The 16,283-nt window shown below is 71.3% G+C and carries 15 protein-coding genes; 11 read left to right on the top strand and 4 right to left on the bottom strand.

Annotated features, from left to right (window positions below; genetic code table 11):
* Positions 1-43: 43 nt before the first annotated feature.
* Both BO39_RS20675 and BO39_RS20670 read left to right on the top strand, forming a co-directional pair.
* Positions 44-553, top strand: coding sequence for a ferritin-like domain-containing protein (locus BO39_RS20675; protein ID WP_043837027.1), 510 nt, complete (start codon positions 44-46; stop codon positions 551-553).
* A 76-nt stretch (positions 554-629) separates the two neighbouring features.
* Positions 630-1,151, top strand: coding sequence for a DUF4142 domain-containing protein (locus BO39_RS20670; RefSeq protein ID WP_043837025.1), 522 nt, complete (start codon positions 630-632; stop codon positions 1,149-1,151).
* Positions 1,152-1,309: 158 nt separating this feature from the next.
* On the opposite strand, the gene BO39_RS30250 is transcribed toward BO39_RS20670, so the two are convergent.
* The gene (locus tag BO39_RS30250) at positions 1,310-1,813 is read right to left on the bottom strand and encodes an RlpA-like double-psi beta-barrel domain-containing protein (protein WP_052402369.1); all 504 of its coding nucleotides are present in this window, start codon (positions 1,811-1,813) and stop codon (positions 1,310-1,312) included.
* A gap of 225 nt (positions 1,814-2,038) precedes the next feature.
* On the opposite strand from BO39_RS30250, the gene BO39_RS20660 reads away from it, so the two are divergent.
* Together BO39_RS20660 and BO39_RS20655 are read left to right on the top strand one after the other, a co-directional pair.
* Positions 2,039-3,676 carry a long-chain-fatty-acid--CoA ligase gene (locus BO39_RS20660; protein WP_043837023.1) on the top strand — a complete coding sequence of 546 codons (1,638 nt, stop codon included), beginning with the start codon at positions 2,039-2,041 and terminating at the stop codon, positions 3,674-3,676.
* A 58-nt stretch (positions 3,677-3,734) separates the two neighbouring features.
* Complete coding sequence (locus BO39_RS20655) at positions 3,735-4,991, top strand: ABC transporter substrate-binding protein (RefSeq protein ID WP_043837020.1); 1,257 nt, start codon at positions 3,735-3,737, stop codon at positions 4,989-4,991.
* A gap of 42 nt (positions 4,992-5,033) precedes the next feature.
* Here the strand turns inward: BO39_RS20655 and BO39_RS20650 are convergent, their stop codons facing one another.
* Positions 5,034-6,233 (bottom strand): MFS transporter, encoded by a 1,200-nt coding sequence (locus tag BO39_RS20650; protein WP_169742796.1) that lies wholly within the window; start codon positions 6,231-6,233, stop codon positions 5,034-5,036.
* A 159-nt stretch (positions 6,234-6,392) separates the two neighbouring features.
* Here BO39_RS20650 and BO39_RS20645 point away from each other — a divergent pair, with 159 nt between their 5' ends.
* From BO39_RS20645 to BO39_RS20625, 5 genes are all read left to right on the top strand, one after another.
* A complete protein-coding gene (locus tag BO39_RS20645; RefSeq protein ID WP_043837015.1) occupies positions 6,393-7,436 on the top strand; it encodes an MBL fold metallo-hydrolase in 1,044 nt (347 codons plus the stop codon).
* Positions 7,437-7,447: 11 nt separating this feature from the next.
* Positions 7,448-7,870: a hypothetical protein gene (locus BO39_RS20640; protein ID WP_043837013.1), complete on the top strand. Its 423-nt coding sequence runs from the start codon at positions 7,448-7,450 to the stop codon at positions 7,868-7,870.
* Positions 7,871-8,082: 212 nt separating this feature from the next.
* Positions 8,083-8,988, top strand: a complete 906-nt coding sequence (locus tag BO39_RS20635) for a Vgb family protein (protein WP_043837011.1) — start codon at positions 8,083-8,085, stop codon at positions 8,986-8,988.
* 53 nt (positions 8,989-9,041) lie between these two features.
* Positions 9,042-10,040 (top strand): Bug family tripartite tricarboxylate transporter substrate binding protein, encoded by a 999-nt coding sequence (locus tag BO39_RS20630; protein ID WP_043837009.1) that lies wholly within the window; start codon positions 9,042-9,044, stop codon positions 10,038-10,040.
* A 77-nt stretch (positions 10,041-10,117) separates the two neighbouring features.
* Positions 10,118-11,431: an O-acetylhomoserine aminocarboxypropyltransferase/cysteine synthase family protein gene (locus BO39_RS20625; RefSeq protein WP_043837007.1), complete on the top strand. Its 1,314-nt coding sequence runs from the start codon at positions 10,118-10,120 to the stop codon at positions 11,429-11,431.
* A gap of 7 nt (positions 11,432-11,438) precedes the next feature.
* Here the strand turns inward: BO39_RS20625 and BO39_RS30245 are convergent, their stop codons facing one another.
* Entirely contained in the window at positions 11,439-13,679 is a 2,241-nt protein-coding gene (locus BO39_RS30245) for a hypothetical protein (RefSeq protein ID WP_052402368.1), read from the bottom strand.
* Between the two features lie 68 nt (positions 13,680-13,747).
* Positions 13,748-15,079, bottom strand: a complete 1,332-nt coding sequence (locus BO39_RS20615) for a glycosyltransferase family 25 protein (RefSeq protein ID WP_043837006.1) — start codon at positions 15,077-15,079, stop codon at positions 13,748-13,750.
* 173 nt (positions 15,080-15,252) lie between these two features.
* On the opposite strand from BO39_RS20615, the gene BO39_RS20610 reads away from it, so the two are divergent.
* Both BO39_RS20610 and BO39_RS20605 read left to right on the top strand, forming a co-directional pair.
* Positions 15,253-15,825 carry a coiled-coil domain-containing protein gene (locus tag BO39_RS20610; protein WP_156963799.1) on the top strand — a complete coding sequence of 191 codons (573 nt, stop codon included), beginning with the start codon at positions 15,253-15,255 and terminating at the stop codon, positions 15,823-15,825.
* Positions 15,826-16,063: 238 nt separating this feature from the next.
* Positions 16,064-16,283: hypothetical protein (locus tag BO39_RS20605; RefSeq protein WP_043837001.1), on the top strand; the 220-nt coding region annotated here is incomplete at its 3' end.

The following is a 16,283-nucleotide window of genomic DNA, read 5'->3' as shown; positions in this document are numbered from 1 at the left end:
TGTTCCGAACAGACACGACCAACAACAACCAAGGACTTCACCGATGCAGGAAAGCACCCAGAGCCTCTACGTGACCGGCCTCGTCAATGCCCGCGCGCTCGAGACGCAGGCCATTGAGCTGCTGAGCCGCCAGGTCGAGCGGCTGGAGAACTACCCGGAGATGGAGGCAGGCCTTCGCCAGCACATCAAGGAGAGCGAGGCGCAGCGCGAGCGGCTGGACGAGATCCTCAGCTCCATGGGCGAATCGAATTCCTCGATCAAGGATTTCGTGACGGGGCTGATGGGCAACATGGCCGCCCTCGCCCACGCGCCGATGCAGGACGAGGTGCTGAAGAACCACATGGCGAACTACGCCTTCGAGCACTTCGAGATCGCCTCCTACAAGTCGCTCCTTGTCTTCGCCGACATGGTCGGCGACACGCGCTCTCCGACCGCGCTCACGCAGTCGCTGCGTGAGGAGGAGCGGATGGCGCAGTGGGTGGCGGACAACCTTGAGCCGACGGTGCGCACCTTCGCGACGCGCGCGGCGCAGGGCCAGAAGGCGGGCGTCTGATCCGGCGGGCCTCGCCTGCCCGACCCTTCAACCAAGCCTTCGAACCGGAGCAAAGAACATGAATTCACTGAACTTAATGAATCGCCGCACGCTCGGCGTGGCCCTCGCCGGGGCCGCGCTCGCGGGTTGCGCCGCCTCGGCGGAGCCGGGGATGACGGCGCGGCAGATGGCGTCCAGCACGGACCCCGTCTCCCTGCGCACCACGGCCGTGCAGGGCGGCGCCTTCCTCATGCAGACGGCGCAGCTCGGCACCACCAAGGCGCAGCGGCCCGACCTGCGCCGCTTCGCGACCTTCGAGAACAGCGAGCAGCAAGGCATCGTGCAGGCGATGGCGGCCGTCGGTCAGGCTGTGCCCCCGCCCCCGCCGCCGGCCGAGAAGGCGGCGATGCTGCGCCAGCTCCAGGCCGCGAACGGACCCGAGTTCGACCGCCTCTTCGTGACGGCGCAGCTACAGGGCCACCAGGAGGCGCTCTCGGTCTACAACGCGATCATGGAGAGCAGCGGCTCGACCGCGAGCGACAAGGCGATCGCCATCCTCGCCTCCGACCGCATCCGCGAGCACATCGCCTTCCTGCAGACGGCGATGCAGCGCGCCTGAGCCTCAGGCCAGTACGAGGCGCGGCCCCGCCGGTGCGGGCCGCGCCTTTTTCATGCGCGCCGTGGCGGCGCGGCCGGTTTCGCATGCCGGTTCCGGCGCCGCGCACCATCGCCCCGAGATCCCCAGCGCCGACACTTGGGAAGGCCTTTCGGCCTCGCCTAATTCTCCGGCCGCTGACTGAGTGCGGGTGCCGCCACCGCTCCCGCGAGGCGGCTTCCCTCCCCGATGCGGATCGTGCCGTCCGGCTGGGGAACGGCCAGTGGCGCGACGAGGACCTGCGCGCTGCCTCCCGTGACACCCAGGGCGCGCGCGACGGGCGGGGTGATATCGAGCAGCCGCCCGGCGCTGGCGGCGCCTCCAGGCTGGACCTGGATGAAGGTCGAGCGCCCGTTCTCGAGGTTCTGCACGCGTGCGGTCGTACCCTGCGGCAGCACGCCGCTCACGCCGACCGCCGGCAGGTTCGCCAGCGCCGGGTCGTTCAGCACCTTCGCCTGCGTCTGGCGTGCCTTGCCGGAGCGGTCGGCGGGTTCCCTCGGCGCGGCGCGGGGGGCGATCTCGATGACGGTGCCCCCGCTCTGCTCCCGCGGCGCAGCCGCCATCGGCCCGGCCTGCAGGATGCCGGCGAGCACGACGAACAGGCCCGCCTTTCCGCGCAGCGTCATCTTCTTCCTCTCGGGACGGCAACGTCCTCGACACAGCCCCTTTCATAGCACTTCTCACGTGATCAGCGCACGCGGGCAGGGGCCGCGAGGGGCGGGGCGCAAAGAGCTTGCTCTTTCGATCCGGCGCTGCTGAGATTTCGGCCCAGGGGAAGCGGACCGGCGGGAACTTGCCGGGTACAGGGAAACGACGGGGTGAAAGAAACCCCGCACCGGGAAGGAACACGCATGCGCGCCATGATGATGGACGTGCCGCTCCTGACCACCTCGGTACTCCGGCACGCGGCCGAGTATCATGGCGACACGGAAATCGTCTCGCGCCTGCCGGACGGCGCGCTGCACCGCACCAACTACGCCGAGACCTGGAGACGATGCGCGCGGCTTGCGGCGGCGCTCGGCGCCCTCGGCCTCGTGCCGGGCGACCGGGTGGGAACCCTCGCCTGGAACGGGCACCGGCATCTCGAGCTCTACTACGCCGTCGGCGGCGCCGGCATGGTCTGCCACACGATCAACCCGCGGCTCTTCCCCGAGCAGGTCGCCTACATCATCGGGCATGCCGGCGATGCCGCGCTCTTCGTCGATCCCGGCTTCGTCGGCCTGCTGGAGGGGATCGCGGACCGCCTCGAGCGGCTTCCCACCGTGGTCGTGATGACGGACCGGGTGGGCATGCCGGCCTCGTCATCGCTTCCCAGCCTTCTCTGCTACGAGGAACTGATCGAGGCTGCGCCGGAGGGCTTCGCGTGGCCCGAGCTGGACGAGCGGGAGGCCTGCTCGCTCTGCTACACCTCCGGCACCACGGGCGAGCCGAAGGGCGTGCTCTACAGCCATCGATCCTCCGTGCTGCACGCCATGGCCGTCTGCGTGCCGGATGTCTTCGCGCTCTCGGCGCGCAGCGTGGCGATGCCGGTGGTGCCCATGTTCCACGTCAATGCCTGGGGCCTGCCCTATGCCGCGCCGATGGTGGGCGCGAAGCTCGTCCTGCCCGGCCCGAAGCTCGACGGCGCCAGCCTGCACGCGCTGATCGAGGAGGAGGGCGTCACCTTCACCGCCGGCGTTCCGACGGTCTGGATGGCGCTGCTCGACTGGATGCGGGACAACGGGCGGTCCTTCCACGGATTGCAGCGCGTGGTCATCGGCGGCTCCGCCTGCCCACCCGTCATGATCGAGCGCTTCCGTGCACTGGGCGTCGGCGTGGTGCATGCCTGGGGCATGACCGAGACGAGCCCGCTCGGCGTCGCGAGCACGCCCAAGGCAAAGCATGGGAACCTGCCGGAGGAACGCCAGGCCGAGTTGTCGGCGAAGCAGGGGCGGCCGCTCTTCGGCGTCGAGCTGCGGATGGTGGACGGACAGGGCCGTGACGTCCCGCATGACGGCACCGCCCGTGGCAGCCTTCTCGTGCGCGGCCCCTGGGTCGCGGCCGGCTACTACCGCCAGCCGGATGCGCCCGCCTTCGCCCATCCCGGCTGGTTCGAGACGGGCGACGTCGTGACGATCGACGCCGACGGCTACGTGCAGGTGGTGGACCGCACGAAGGATGTCGTGAAATCCGGCGGCGAGTGGATCGGCAGCATCGAGCTGGAGAACATCGCCCTCGCCCATCCGGCGGTGCGCGAGGCCGCCGTCGTCGCCCGCCCCGACGAGCGCTGGGGCGAGCGCCCGCTGTTGGTGCTCGTGCTGCATGACGGCATGTTCGTCACCTGCCAGGAGATGGCCGCCTTCTACGAGGGTAAGATCCCGAGATGGTGCATCCCCGACGCCATGGTGGTGGTCGAGGAACTTCCCCACACCGCGACGGGCAAGCTCCAGAAGGCGCGCATCCGCGAGATGCTGCGGGCGGGCGAATTGCCGCCGGCGATGACGGCATAGGGCGCAACAGCGGCAGCCGCCCGGCACGAGGCGGCACCGCAAAGGGAGGAACGGAACCATGACAGGCATCGCGAGGCGCAGCCTTCTCGGCGCGGCAGGAATGGGGGCGGCGGGCCTTTCCGCCATCCCGGCGTCACGGCAGGCGGCGGCCCAGCCCCGAGGCGCGCGGCCCATCCGCATCGGCGTGCTGACGGACATGTCCGGCCCCTATCGCGACCCGACCGGCCCCGGCTCCGTCGCCTGCGCGCGCCAGGCCGCCGAGGAGTTCATGGCCGCCAATCCCGGCATCGCCGTCGAGGTGCTGCAGGCCGACCACCAGAACCGGCCGGATGTCGGCAGCGGCATCGCGCGGCAATGGTACGACACCGAGGGCGTGGACATGATCCTCGACGTGCCGACCTCCTCGGTCGCGCTGGCTGTCGCCGCGGCGGCACGGGAGAAGGACAAGGTCTTCGTCAATTCCGGCGGCGCCGTCGTGGAGCTGACGGGCGCGCAGTGCTCGCCCAACACGGTGCACTGGACCTACGACACCTGGATGCTCGCCAAGTCCACCGGCGCCGCCCTCACCCGCGCGGGCGGGGATACCTGGTTCTTCATCACCGCCGACTACGCCTTCGGCCACGCGCTGCAGCGCGACACCTCCGCCTTCGTCGAGGGCGCGGGCGGGAAGGTGCTCGGCGGCGTGCGCTACCCCTTCCCGCAGACGACCGACTTCTCCTCCTTCCTCGTGCAGGCCCGCGCCAGCCGGGCGAAGGTGCTCGGCTTGGCGAATGCGGGCACGGACACGGTGAACTGCGTGAAGCAGGCGCGGGAATTCGGCCTCACGCGCCAGGCGAAGCTCGCGACGCTGCTCATGGCCATCGCCGACGTGCACGCGCTGGGGCTCGAGACGGCGCAGGGGCTGCTGCTGACGGAGTCCTTCTACTGGAACCTCAACGACCGCACCCGCGCCTTCACCGCCCGCGTGCGGCCGAAGCTGCCGGGCGGCATCCCCATGGGCATGATCCAGGCCGGCTGCTACGCGGGCGCGCTGCACTACCTCAAGGCCGTCGCCTCCATGGGGGTGGCGGAGGCGAAGCTCTCCGGCCGCGTGACGGTGGAGCGGATGAAGGCCATGCCGACCGACGACGACGCCTTCGGGCCCGGCCAGATCCGGATGGACGGGCGCAAGATCCACCCCTCCTACCTGTTCGAGGTGAAGAGCCCGTCCGAGCAGACCGCACCAGGGGACTACTACAAGCTCGTCGGCACCACGCCCGCGGAGGAGGCCTTCCGCCCGATGTCGGAGGGCGGCTGCCCGCTCGTCAGGACCTGACCGGAAGGGGGTGCCGGCGCCGCCGGCATCCCCGAGGCGGCGTCAGGCCGGCAGCGCCGCCGCGCGGATCGGCCCGCGGGTGGCCCAGTTCGCCAGCACGGCGCCGAGCCCGACGAGCACCATGACCGGCCAGAAGGCAGCGTAGCTGCCGGTCTGCGCCACCAGCACCGCCGCCGCGCCCACGCCGAGGAAGCCGCCGATCTGATGGCTGAAGAAGCACACGCCGTAGAGCGCGCCGAGATCCGCCGTGCCGAAGCGCCGCGCGATGGCAGCCGCCGTCAGCGGCACGGAGCCGAGCCAGATCGAGCCGAGCACCGCCGCGAAGAGCAGCGTGCCCCACTCCGTCACCGGCAGGGCGGCGAAGAGCGCGATGGCGACGCTGCGGGCGAGATAGATGGCGCCCAGCGCCACCTCCGGCCGGATGACGCTGCCGAGTTTCCCGCAGAGCCAGGAGCCGGGGATGTTGAACAGCCCCACCAGCATCAGCGAGGTGGCCCCGACCCAGGCCGGCATGCCGCAGAGCGCGAGATGCGCCGGCAGGTGGGCCGTGAGGAAGGCGAGCTGGAAGCCGCAGGCGAAGAAGCCGACCGTGAGCAGCGCGTAGTCGCGCTCCCCAAGGGCGCGCCGTGCCAAAGCCGGCAGCTCCGAAAGCGCGCGGTGCGGCGCCGAGGGGTTGCGCGGCGACCACTCCATCACGCGCGCCGCCGGCAGGATGAACAGGGCCGCGATGGCCATGGCGCCGAGCGCCGGGGCCGCGCCGAGCCAGCCGATGCCTGTTTGCGCGTAGGGCACCAGCAGCGCCTGCCCGACCGAGCCGCCAGCGGCGGCGATGCCCATCATGTTGGCCCGCTGCTCCGGCGTGGCGGCGCGGCCGACAGCGGCGATGACGCTGCCGGTGCCGGCACAGCCCACGCCGATGCCTGTCATGACGCCGATGCCGAGAAGCGCCGTGAGCGCGGAAGGATAGATCGCCACCAAAGCGAGCCCGGCGGCGTAGAGCAGCCCGCCCACCGCCGCCACGCGCCCGGCGCCGTAGCGGTCGCCGAGCGAGCCCGTCACGGGCTGGGCGAGGCCCCAGGTGAGGTTGTGCAGGGCGACGGAGAAGCCGAGCGCCACGGCGGAGATGCCGCCCTCCGCCCCCAGCGGCAGGAGGAAGAGGCCGTAGGTCTGGCGGATGCCCATTGCCATGGAGCCCGCGACGGCGGCGGCAGCCACGACTGCCCAGACGCTCTGATTCCGCATGGCCTTCGGCCCTTTCATTCCCGGCGCGTCCCGTTTCCCCGGGAAGCTTGGCGCCGATCCCCTTCCGCGCACCAGCCCTGCTCGTGCAGGGCTCCCCTGCCGCGAGGCCATGCGGGCGGACGGCTCGACCCCTTCGCCCGGGCGTGCCACCTCGGTTCCATGCGACCGACCCTTCATCCGCGCCTGCTGAACGGACGGACCGGCGATCCCGGCGTCTTCGTCGAGGCCCTGCACCTGTCGGAGACGGTGCTGCTGGACTGCGGCGATCTCTCATCCCTCTCGATACGCCACCTGCTGCGGGTGGGGCTGCTGGCGGTCTCGCACGCGCATATGGACCACTGGGCGGGCTTCGATCGGCTGCTCAGGCCGCTGATCGGGCGGGAGAAACGGCTCCTCGTCGTGGGGCCGGAGGATTTCGCGGCCCGCATGCACCACCGGTTGCAGGCCTATACCTGGAACCTCGCGCACCGCATCCCCGCCGACCTCGTGATCGAGGTGACGGAGGTGGTGCACGGCCCTGCCCTGCCCCGCGCGCGCTTCCGGCTGCACCACCGCTTCGCGCGCGAGGACCTGCCGCCGCAGCCAACCGCGCCGGACGGCACGGTGCTGGAACTCGGGCCGCTCCGCCTGCGCGCGGCCGTGCTCGACCACGGCACCTCCTGCCTTGGCTTCGCGCTGGAGGAGGGAGCGCATCTCAACGTCTGGCGCACCCGGCTCCAGGAGCGCGGGCTGCCCACCGGGCCCTGGCTCGCAGGGCTGAAGGCGGCCGTGGCGGCGGGGCTGCCGGACGACCACCCGATCCGCGTCTTCGCCCGCCCCGCCGAAGCGGCGCTGGCCCCGGCGCGGCCTCTCGGCGAGTTGCGCGACCTCGTCGTCGCCAGCCCCGGGCAGCGCCTGGCCTACCTGACGGATTTCGCGGACGTGCCGGCGAACCGGGCGGCGGCGACCCGCCTCGTGCGCGGCGCCGACACGCTGTTCATCGAGGCCCCTTTCGCCGCCGAGGACGCGGAGATCGCGCTCGACCGCCGGCACCTCACCACCCGCGCCGCCGGCGAGATCGCGGCCGCGGCGGGGGCACGGCGGATCGAGCCCTTCCACTTCTCGCCGCGCTACGCGGGGCAGGAGGAGCGGCTTATGGCGGAGGTTGTGGCCGCGGCCGGGAAGGGCCGCGTCCTGGGCGGCGAGGCATCGGGAAGGGAATAGGAGGCGCGGCGATGCGGCAGATCATGATGGCGGCGATCCTGGCCGCAGCAGCCCTGGCGCCGATGGAGGCCGCGCGGGGTGCGGCGCTTCCCCCGGCGGATGGAAGCGCCTTCCTGAAGGAGTGGATGCGGCCCCAGTCCCAGCCCGCGCCAACCCCGCGCCCCTCTCCTCAAACCGGCGCGCAGCCGTCGCGCCCGTCCCCTCAGGCGGGCGCGCAGCCCCCGCGTGCCGCCGACCCGTCCTCGCCCGCCAACTGCGCCGCGACGCTGCGCAACGGCTGCGAGGCGCAGCAGAGCGCCTGCCGGATGGCATGCCCGCCGATGTGGAGCACGAACCCGGGCGCCCCGGCCTTCACGCCGACCGACCGCGCAGGATGCACCCAGCAGTGCTTCACCCGTTATCTCGCCTGCCTGAACCTCTACGGCTGCCGCTGAGGGAGGTGGCGAATGCGCTTGCGGCCGCGATCTACCATTCGATACACCTGTCCCGCATAACGGGCGGAAAGCCCGGCCGCCCCGCCACCGAGCTGGGCGTCGGAGGAATGGGAAGCGTCCATGTGGATTTCCGCACGCGCACCTGCCTGCCCGTTGCTGCCCCTCCAGCAAAGGCAGAGCCTCATGATCACCCATTTCGGGACCGCTTGCCCATGAGCAGCGGCCACCAGGTTTCGATCCGCGAGCACTGCATCCCCACTCCCGGCAGCGGTCCCTATATCTGCGCGCCCGGCCCGGACGGCGCCCTCTGGTTCTGCGAGAGCGGCACCTCGCGCATCGGCCGGATGGACGCGGCGGGCCGCTTCACCGAATTCGTCCTGCCGACGCCGAACGCCACGCCCATCGGCATCATCGCCGGCGCGGACGGGCGGCTCTGGTTCTGCGAGAAGGCAGCGAACCAGGTCGGCGCCATCACGCCCGGCGGCGAGATCACCGAGTACCCGCTGCCGAGCGCGGGCGCGGGGCCCGACGGCATCATGGCCGGGCCGGACGGGAACATCTGGTTCTCCGAGACCTCCATCGGCCGGATCGGGCGCATCACGCCGGCGGGCGAGGTGACCGAGTTCAGCGAGGGCCTCTCGCCCGACTGCCGCCCCCTCTCCATCGTGCCGCGCGACGGCGCGCTGTGGTTCAGCCAGGCGGCCGGCAACAAGGTCGGGCGCATCGGGATGGACGGCGCGATCAGCGAGATCCCGATCCCCACCCACGACAGCCAGCCCCGCGCCATGGCGCCGCACCCGGATGGCAGCATCTGGTTCGTGGAGACGAGCGGCAACGCGCTCGGCCGGCTGGACCGCGAGGGGCGCATCACGGAGCACCCCGTCTCTGTGCCCGAGGCCTCGCTGCGCGGCGTCTGCGTCGGCGAGGACGGCACGCTCTGGATCACGGCCAACGCCGCGAACATGATCCTGCGCATGTCGCCCGAGGGCGCGATGATGGGCGCCTTCCCGATCCCGACCGCGGGCAGCGGCGCGCGCTGCATCGCCACGATGCCGGATGGGCGGATCTTCTTCACGGCCTACGACGCGGGAGCGATCGGCGAGGTGGTCTGGCGCTGAACGGCCGCCTGCCGCCGGCTGGCGCGGCGGATCAGACAGGGAGGAAAAGGAAAATGAGCCTCATAAGCTGTCTTCGGCGCCTCGCGCTGGCCGCCCTCCTCGCGCTGTCCGCCGCAGGGCCGGCGGGGGCGCAGGCCTGGCCGGACCGCCCGATCCGCCTGCTGGTGCCGATCGCGGCCGGCAGCGTCACCGACGTGATCCTGCGCGCCGCCGCGCCCGAGCTCTCCGCCCGCCTCGGCCAGCCGGTGGTGATCGAGAACCGCACCGGCGCCAGCGGCATCGTCGGTGCCCAGGCCTGCGCACGGGCGACGGCAGATGGCTACACGGCCTGCGCCGTCTACCACAGCACCATGTCCTTCAACCCGCTGCTGTTCGAGCGCCTGCCCTACGATCCCGTGGCGGATTTCGCGCCGGTCACCTCGCTCTTCTTCCTGACGGAGGTGATGGCGGTGAACGCCGCGATGCCCGTGCGCTCCGTCGCCGAGTTGCGGAGCTTCGCGCGGGAGTCAGCGCAAGGCCTCACCTTCGGCACACTGGGCGAGGGTTCCTTCCCCGACCTGCTGCTGCGCTGGCTGAACAGCCAGTGGGGCACGCGCATGGTCGGCGTGCCCTATCGCGGTGGCGGGCCGATCGCGCTGGCGGTCGCGGCGGGCGAGATCCAGCTCAGCAACATGGGGCTCGGCAACTTCATGGGGCAGATCGAGGCCGGGCTGGTGCGGCCGCTGGCGGTCACCACCACCCGGCGCTCCCCCCTGCTGCCGACGGTGCCGACCTTCGCGGAAGCAGGGCTCGGCGGGTATCAGGGTCGCGGCTGGTGGGGCATCGCCGTCCCGCGCACGACCCCGGCCGCGGCGGTGCAAGGGCTGAACGCCGCCTTCGTCGCCGTGCTCGGCGACCCGCGCTTCGCCACCTTCCTGGAGCGCCAGGCGGTGGAGCCCTTCACCAGCACGCCGGAGGAGTTCGCCAATTTTCTGCAGGAGGACCGCAAGGCCGCGGAGGCGCTGGTGCGCATCGCCAACACGAAGCCCGAGGTGTACAGGCCGGCGCCCTGAGGGGCCGCGGGGCGGTGAATCCCGCCCCGTCGTTCGCGGGAAGGATGTAGAAGCGGCCCCTTACCGAGGAGGAACCGATGTCAAAGCATCCCGAGACGCTCGCGCTCCACGCCGGCTGGCGGAACGATCCCGCCACGAAGTCGGTGGCCGTGCCGATCTACCAGACCACCTCCTACCAGTTCGACGACGCCGCCCACGCCTCCCGCCTGTTCGGCCTGCAGGAGCTGGGCAACATCTACACGCGCATCATGAACCCGACGACCGACGTGCTGGAAAAGCGCGTCGCGGCGCTGGAGGGCGGCGTCGGCGCGCTGGCCGTCGCCTCCGGGCAGGCGGCCTCGGCGATGGCGGTGCAAAACCTGGCGCTCGCCGGGGACAACATCGTCTCCGCCACCGGTCTCTATGGCGGCACCTGGAACCTGTTCGCCAACACGCTGCGCGACCAGGGCATCGAGGTCCGCTTCGTCGATCCGGCCGATCCCGAGGCCTTCCTCCGCGCCTCCGACGACCGCACCCGCGCCTGGTATGCCGAGACCCTGCCGAACCCCCGGCTGGAGGTCTTCCCGATCGCGGAGGTGGCGGCGCTCGGCCGCCCGCTCGGCATCCCGCTGATCATGGACAACACGGCGGCGCCGCTGCTCGTGCGGCCCTTCGACCACGGCGCGGCGGTGGAGGTGCTCTCCACCACGAAGTTCCTCGGCGGCCACGGCACGAGCATCGGCGGCATCATCGTCGATGGCGGCAACTTCGACTGGGCCGCGCACGCCGCGCGCCAGCCCGCGCTGCACCGCCCCGATCCCTCCTATCACGGCGCGGTCTGGGCGGAGGCGGCGAAACCCATGGGGCCGATTGCCTATATCCTGAAGGCGCGCGTGACGCTGCTGCGCGACCTCGGCGCCGCTATGTCGCCCTTCAACGCCTTCCTCACGCTGCAAGGTATCGAGACGCTGGCGCTGCGCATGCGTGAGCACAGCCGCAACGCGGAGATCGTGGCCGACTTCCTCGCTGCCCGACCGGAGGTGAGCCGCGTCATCCACCCGAAGCACCTGAAGGGCGAGGCCGCCACCCGCACGGCCAAGTATCTCACCCGCGGCCATGGCGGCCTCGTCGGCTTCGAGCTGGCGGGCGGGCTGGAGGCCGGCCGCCGCTTCATCGACGCGCTGCGGATGATCTATCATGTCGCGAATATCGGCGACGCGCGCAGCCTCGCGATCCATCCCGCCAGCACGACGCACTCCCAGCTCTCGGCTGAGGACCAGCTCTCGACCGGCGTTTCGCCGGGCTATGTCCGGCTCTCGATCGGGCTGGAGCACCCGGAGGACATCCTCGCCGACCTCTCCCAGGCGCTCGACGCCTCCGGCACAGAGGCGCAGCCGCTCGCGGCGGAATAGTGGGCGCTCAGGCGGCGTTCGGCACCCAGCTGTTCCCCATCCGCTCCAGCCGCGCGCAGATGGCGGCGTCCTCCGCCCGGTGCTCCGGGACGAGCCGGCGGAGGGCGCCGCCGAACTCACCATAGCTGCCGTAGAGCCGGCCCAGCACCTCCGCGAGGAGGGTGGAAGGCGCCCCCGACAGTTCCTCCACCACCGGCTTCCCGAGCAGGTGCGGGGAGGCTGACAGGAAGGCCTCGTCGAGCACCTCGCGCAGGCGCGCGGCGTCGGGGCCGGGCACGAGATCCGCGAAGACGGGCACGTCCCGCCCATCCTTCCAGGCCATGTCGAGCACCGTCGGGTGCGGGGCGGGATTGGCTAGCTCGACCAGTTCGTTATCGTAGGGATGGTCCGGGTTCAGTAAGGCGAGGACGGGCGTGGTGCCGGCGGTCGGCGCCCAACCCTCGTAGCGGCCGCGGAGGGAGGCGTCCTTCATCTTCTGGATGAGCAGCGGCTGAACCGTCCCGAGGCCCAGCTGCTCGCAGAGGCGCTGCAGCGACCAGCCGGTGCCGCAGATGTCGAGCACGAAGCTCGGCCGGTCCGCGACCAGGCGCCGGACATAGGCGGCGTAGCCCGCCGAGGGAAAGCTGCGCGGGATGCGCCCGGTATGGAAGTATTCCGTGCGGATGCCGGGGGCGATCCCGTCCTGCAGGAAACGCAGGAAGTGAAGCCAGAGGTAGCAGTCCCGGCCGGAGGCGAGGATCTGCGAGATGCCGGCCTGCCGCGCCGCGCGCAGCACCAGCACGCTGGCCGCGAGCAGCACCGGCGCGTTCACCTGCGCCTGGACGAGTTGCAGGTCCCGCTCCACCGGGTCCGACCGCCAGCCGCGCAACCGGGCCTCGCGCATCCCCTCGGCCAGCCGCGGCAGGCCGAGCCCCGCCACCTCCGCCTCAAGCCGCGTGGGCACCGCGACGGTGGTGCGGCGCGCGGAGATGCCGAAATTGGCGGGCGAGCGGATGTCCGTCTCGGGGTTGTCCCCCAGGTGCTCCGCCAGCTTGAAGCGCTGCTGGAGCATCGGCCAGACCGTGCCCTGCCGCTTGCCGTGCGGCGAGACGAAGACGGAAACCTCCTTCAGCCCGGCGACGGAGTGCACGAGCGCCTCGATGACCTCCGCCGGCAGGTACATGTCGGATACCACGATGTCCCCGGGCGAGACCTCCGCCACGTGCTCCGCGATCGGGAAGAGGTTTTCCAGTTCCAGCCCGATCTCCATCTCCTGCGCCCCGGCCAGCCGTGACGCGGCCTCGGGCCAGCGGGCGGCCATGGCCGCGTAGATGTCCTGGAGGGAGTAGTCGCCGAAGGAGACGCTCGCCTCCGCCGACAGCCGCTGCACGGTGAAGCCCGGCAGGCCGAGGCGCGCCTCCATCCTGTCGAAGATGGCGCGGGGATGGATGCAGCGGCGGGCGATCAGCGTGTCGAACAGGTCGAAGGAGCGCACGCGGGGCGGGCCGGCACTCTCCACCGGCACAGTGGCGGCCACGGGTTCCACCTGTTCGCTGGAGGCGTCGGCGGCACGCTTTCGCAGCACGAGGACCTTCGGGCGATCCGTGCGTCCCGTGAAGTCGCGGAAGATGGAGCAGGCCGCCACCTCCTCCCGCAGGTTCGCGAGTTCCTTGCGCGAGAAGAGCGGCGTGTCCACCGCGGCGCCCTCGCCGAAGGCGCCCGCGAAGAGTTCGGCGGTCAGCGGCACCTTCGGCAGCGCGGCCTCGAAGACCGGCGACTGCCAGTGCAGGTCCTCGACGATGTAGAGGCCGCCTGGCTTCAGGCAGGACCAGAGGTGCTTCAGGAGGTGCTGCTGGTGGTAGGAGGCGTGCGAGCCATCGTCGATGATGATGTCGAAGGGCGGCGCCGCAGCGGCGAGCCGCGCGAGATCGGCCGCGCTGCCGGCGTCGCCGCGCAGGAAGGTGAAGCGGTCGTGCCGGATATGCGAGAAGTCGGAGATGTCGAAGCCATAGACCTGCGCCCGCGGGAAGTAGTCGAGCCACATCGAGACGGAGGGGCTGGCCACCTGGCGCTCCACGCGCCCCTCCGCCGTCTCGGGCCCGCCGACCGCGAGGCCGATCTCGAGCAGCGCGATGCCCTCGTCCCGCTGCGGGCCGAAGAGCAGCTCGTAGAGATAGGTGTAGGCGTGCCGGTCCCGGACGCGGTCGCCCTTGTCGGAACCGTGGCGGTTGGCAAGCTCGGTCAGTGTGGCGCGGCGCGGCATGCGCATGGGCGATGCTCCCTCCCTGCGCCTGGGCGCAGGCGAAACGTCGTGGCGAAGGGACTTGGCAGGCGGGTTCATTGCCAGAGCCGCACCTCTTCCCTCGCCGCCGGGGAAGGCCAGCCATCGCCGGGCAGGACCCGGTCGTGCCGTTCGTCCGCGAGATCGGCCCAGGGCTCGCCGGACCGGCAGGTCACGTCGCCGCGCAGCATGAGCGCGTGGCGCGGCGCTTCCGGGCAGGCGTGCAGGGAGTAGCCGAAGGCGCGCGCCATCTTCCGGTAGACCGGGTGCCGCAGGATCCCGTCCGTGGCGTCCGTCCGCTCGCCGCGCGAGGCTTGGAGCTCGGCGGCCCCCACGGAGTGCTCGACCGGCAGGACGACCACCCTCGGCCGGAAGGAGGGAAGGAGGCAGGACAGGATCTCGGCATGCCCTTGCCCCGTGCCGAGATGCAGCAGGTCGAAGCCCGCCGGCACCGCGCGGTCCTGCAGCGCCTTGAGGAGCATCGCCGGCCGCACCGCGATGTCGAAGCCGCCCCAGCCGGCGCGCCGCAGGTCGGAGGTCGCGAGCACCGCGTCGTGCGAGGTGCGCAGCCCGATGGCCGTCTCGTCGGTCGCGCCGACCTCCTCGAAGATGGTGAGGAAGGCATCGCCCGGGAAGGTGTCCGCGGCGGCCACCCGCCCGCGCGCGGAACCCTGCACGGTGCTCAGGTCGTGGTCGTTCTCGTTGAGGACGAGGGGCGGCACGGCGACATAGGCCAGCATCGACGGCCAGAGATGGGCGAGCATGTTGTCGATGCCCGTGTTCGGCATCGGGTGCGGCAGGGCGGGGTGCCGCGTCTCCATCGGGCGCAGCGGCAGGCAGAACTCGATCAGCCGCATCGCGCCGCGCGGCGAGACCGAGTAGCAGACGGTGCCGAAGCCCCGCAGCAGCTTGAAGAGGCGCGAGGCCACCTCCACCCGCCCGAAGCCCGCCACCTTGCCCCTGACCACCGGCTGGTCGAAGAGCGAGGTGCAGGGCGAGAACTCCTCGCCGAGGTCGTAGGTGAGCGGGGCGTCGAAGTTGTAGCCCCACATGACGTATTCCCAGTCCGGCGGAAGCGTCGCGATCAGGCGCGCCGATTCCTCCCTGAAATTGGCCGACAGCACCGCGTCGTCCTCGATGATGGTGAGGGGGACATCGCGCCTGACGGCGTCGCGCCACTGGTTGAGGTGGGAGAGCGCGCAGCCCACCGCGCCGTCGGAGTAGGAGAGGTCGGGCGACATGATGCCGTTCACGCGGAGCCATTCGCGGTCCGCCGCCCGGCCGTCGATGGCCGGTACACGCTGGATGTCCGGCAGGTGGGGGTTGCGGGCCTTGAACAGGGCCAGCCGGTCGCTGCTGCGCGCGAGATTGATCAGCCGCTTTTCCATGCCGGATTTTCCGTGCGAAGTGCTCCCGGCCAGACTGCACGCGCAGGGTGTCGGAGAGGTTAACGGCCGCTCCTGAGCGGTCACGGCGCTCCTGTTGTGCTTCGTTACGGCGGGGCGGCAGACATCGCGAGAGGCTCGTGCGTTCCTATCTCATCCGACTCGGCCGGCGCTCCATGATCCCCCTTCGCTTCCTGCTCCCCGTCGCGGCGCTCACCCTCTCCGCCTGCGTGGCCGTGCCGCCGGCGCCGCAGCCGCCCGCGGCACCGCTCGTAGCCTATCCGGGCGCTGGAAAAACGGCGGAGGCTCTCCAGGCGGACGATGCGGCCTGCCAGGCCCAGCCTGACGGCGCCCTGCCAGGCACCGCGACAGCCATCCCGGCGACGCCGCCCGGGAACGCGGCGGGCGCGCCGGCCGGGCCCGGGACCAGCCCGCCCGCCGCATCGGCTTTGCCCGCAGAGGCCTACCTGCAATGCATGGCCGCGCGCGGCAACGTCGTGGCCCCCGCCTACGCGCCCCCGGCCTTCGGCTACGCGCCCCCGGCCTTCGGCTACGCGCCGGTCTATCCATCCTACTTCTACGGCGCCTATTCCTGGGGTTACCCCTATCCCTTCTTCGGCCACGGCTATCACCGGTTCTACGGCCGCTATCGCGGCTTCTATGGCCGGCCGGTGCCGCCGCATGGCGGGTTTCGGGGAACCCCCTTTGGCGCCGGGCGGGGCGGATTTTCGCATCGCGGCCGGCACTGAGGGCCGGCCGGCCCTCGCCCCGGGGTTGCGCGGCCTGCCGGAAGCTGCGACGAGGCGCGGGCCGGCGGCAGGCCTGGGAATTCTGGCCTTCGATACCTTTTCCGAACATCTGTCAGTTTTTTTGACGGATTTTATTCCCGTTCCTAATCACGAACGAAGTTCGACAGGAAAAACAACTCGCTGTCGAACTGGCACGCTTATCGCTCGATAAGGGCAACTTCACAGGAGTTGGCTCAAAATGAAGAACCTCGTTCTCGGTGCGATCTTATCCTTAGGTGTCGCGACCGCGGCCCAGGCCGCGCCGATCACCGTCAGCCCGGGCGATCTCAGCTCGATGGGGCAGATCACGGCCGTCTTCGTCTACCGTGACGCGGCGGACACGAGCACGCTCTCGCGCGCCGGCGCCTCGGGCATCATCTTCAACAACCAGACGGCCGCCATCGGGACGTCGGTGAATG

The sequence above is a fragment of the Roseomonas aerilata DSM 19363 genome (assembly GCF_000711725.1).
In the GTDB taxonomy this organism is placed as follows: Bacteria; Pseudomonadota; Alphaproteobacteria; order Acetobacterales; family Acetobacteraceae; genus Roseomonas; species Roseomonas aerilata.
Note: the sequence above shows the minus strand (reverse complement) of the source record. Positions and strands in the feature narration are given on the sequence as shown.

Coding starts and splice junctions, on each gene's coding strand:
- BO39_RS20675 (WP_043837027.1), top strand. CDS start 44: ATGCAGGAAAGCACCCAGAGCCTCTACGTGACCGGCCTCGTCAATGCC.
- BO39_RS20670 (WP_043837025.1), top strand. CDS start 630: ATGAATCGCCGCACGCTCGGCGTGGCCCTCGCCGGGGCCGCGCTCGCG.
- BO39_RS30250 (WP_052402369.1), bottom strand. CDS start 1,813: ATGACGCTGCGCGGAAAGGCGGGCCTGTTCGTCGTGCTCGCCGGCATC.
- BO39_RS20660 (WP_043837023.1), top strand. CDS start 2,039: ATGCGCGCCATGATGATGGACGTGCCGCTCCTGACCACCTCGGTACTC.
- BO39_RS20655 (WP_043837020.1), top strand. CDS start 3,735: ATGACAGGCATCGCGAGGCGCAGCCTTCTCGGCGCGGCAGGAATGGGG.
- BO39_RS20650 (WP_169742796.1), bottom strand. CDS start 6,233: ATGCGGAATCAGAGCGTCTGGGCAGTCGTGGCTGCCGCCGCCGTCGCG.
- BO39_RS20645 (WP_043837015.1), top strand. CDS start 6,393: ATGCGACCGACCCTTCATCCGCGCCTGCTGAACGGACGGACCGGCGAT.
- BO39_RS20640 (WP_043837013.1), top strand. CDS start 7,448: ATGCGGCAGATCATGATGGCGGCGATCCTGGCCGCAGCAGCCCTGGCG.
- BO39_RS20635 (WP_043837011.1), top strand. CDS start 8,083: ATGAGCAGCGGCCACCAGGTTTCGATCCGCGAGCACTGCATCCCCACT.
- BO39_RS20630 (WP_043837009.1), top strand. CDS start 9,042: ATGAGCCTCATAAGCTGTCTTCGGCGCCTCGCGCTGGCCGCCCTCCTC.
- BO39_RS20625 (WP_043837007.1), top strand. CDS start 10,118: ATGTCAAAGCATCCCGAGACGCTCGCGCTCCACGCCGGCTGGCGGAAC.
- BO39_RS30245 (WP_052402368.1), bottom strand. CDS start 13,679: ATGCGCATGCCGCGCCGCGCCACACTGACCGAGCTTGCCAACCGCCAC.
- BO39_RS20615 (WP_043837006.1), bottom strand. CDS start 15,079: ATGGAAAAGCGGCTGATCAATCTCGCGCGCAGCAGCGACCGGCTGGCC.
- BO39_RS20610 (WP_156963799.1), top strand. CDS start 15,253: ATGATCCCCCTTCGCTTCCTGCTCCCCGTCGCGGCGCTCACCCTCTCC.